The organism is Bacillus sp. JJ722 (assembly GCF_036963345.1).
Lineage (GTDB): Bacteria > Bacillota > Bacilli > Bacillales > DSM-1321 > Bacillus_AD.
This window is the reverse complement of record NZ_JBALMO010000115.1, coordinates 35,794-36,901: the sequence shown is the minus strand read 5'-3', so window position 1 is coordinate 36,901 and position 1,108 is coordinate 35,794. Positions and strand designations below refer to the sequence as shown.

Genomic DNA, 1,108 nt, shown 5'->3' with positions numbered 1-1,108 from the left:
AAAAGATTTTTTAGTATACTTAACGACTATTAAAGGAAAGTCTATGCGTACGAGAAAAGAATATGAATATGACTTGGTTTTATTTTTTCGATTTTTAAAAGCCATTCAAGATGATTTAGATATAAACAATATGGAAAGTATTGAAATAGATGATATTACAGTTGATTGGATTCGGGAGATATCTCTTGAAGATATTTATTTATTTCTGGAGTATTGCGAGGTTCAACGAAACAATAGTGCATATTCTAGATCTCGAAAAGGAGCAACTATTAAATCATTTTTCAAATATTTGAAGGGAAAGAGAAGATTACTAGAAGAGAACCCCGCAGAAGAATTAGAAAACCCGAAGATTGGTAAGAAGACTCCTATCTATATGAATATGGAGGAATCTGAACAGTTTTTATTAGGAATCCCAAGAAACAAGCACTATTACCGCAATTATTGCATGATGATGTTTTTTTTGAATTTAGGAATTCGTGTTACTGAGTTGTGCAATTTAAATTTACATTCAATTCATGGCCACACATTACATATAATAGGTAAAGGTAATAAAGAGCGAACTGTCTTTTTGAATAAAGTTTGCGTTGAAGCACTTGAAACTTATAAGGAAAAAGAGCGTAAACATATTGCGTCTGTCGAGGATCAAGATGCTTTATTTCTTTCGCAGAAGGGAACAAGGCTCACAAGACAAACGGTTGCAAAAATTGTAAAACTTATAAATGAAAATTCTGGGCTGAACAAGAATAAGCTGACACCACATAAGCTAAGGCATACATCAGCCACATTAATGTATAAAAGCGGTGCCGATATTAGAAGTTTACAGCATATTTTAGGGCATTCAAGTGTCTCCACAACGCAAATTTATACTCATGTGGAAGATGAAGAAATTCGTAGTGTTATTGAAAATAATCCATTTAACAAGTAATATCAATAATAATATTATGTCAACTAACTATATAACATATTTATTCCTTATATTTGAAAGCAAAACTTATCCAGATCACTCAATAAATAAAATGTCGAAAAATACATATCGATGTGTCTATAGTTATAGAAAGAAGTAGAAAAATGCGTTAAAATAAATCTATTACTATTGCTGAAAAGTTTA

1 protein-coding gene is annotated in these 1,108 nt (G+C 30.8%); it reads left to right on the top strand.

Annotation, left to right across the window (positions count from 1 at the left end):
• Positions 1-925 (top strand): tyrosine recombinase XerC (locus V7014_RS15215; RefSeq protein ID WP_335508281.1); only part of this gene is annotated, 925 nt, incomplete at its 5' end.
• Positions 926-1,108: the final 183 nt, after the last annotated feature.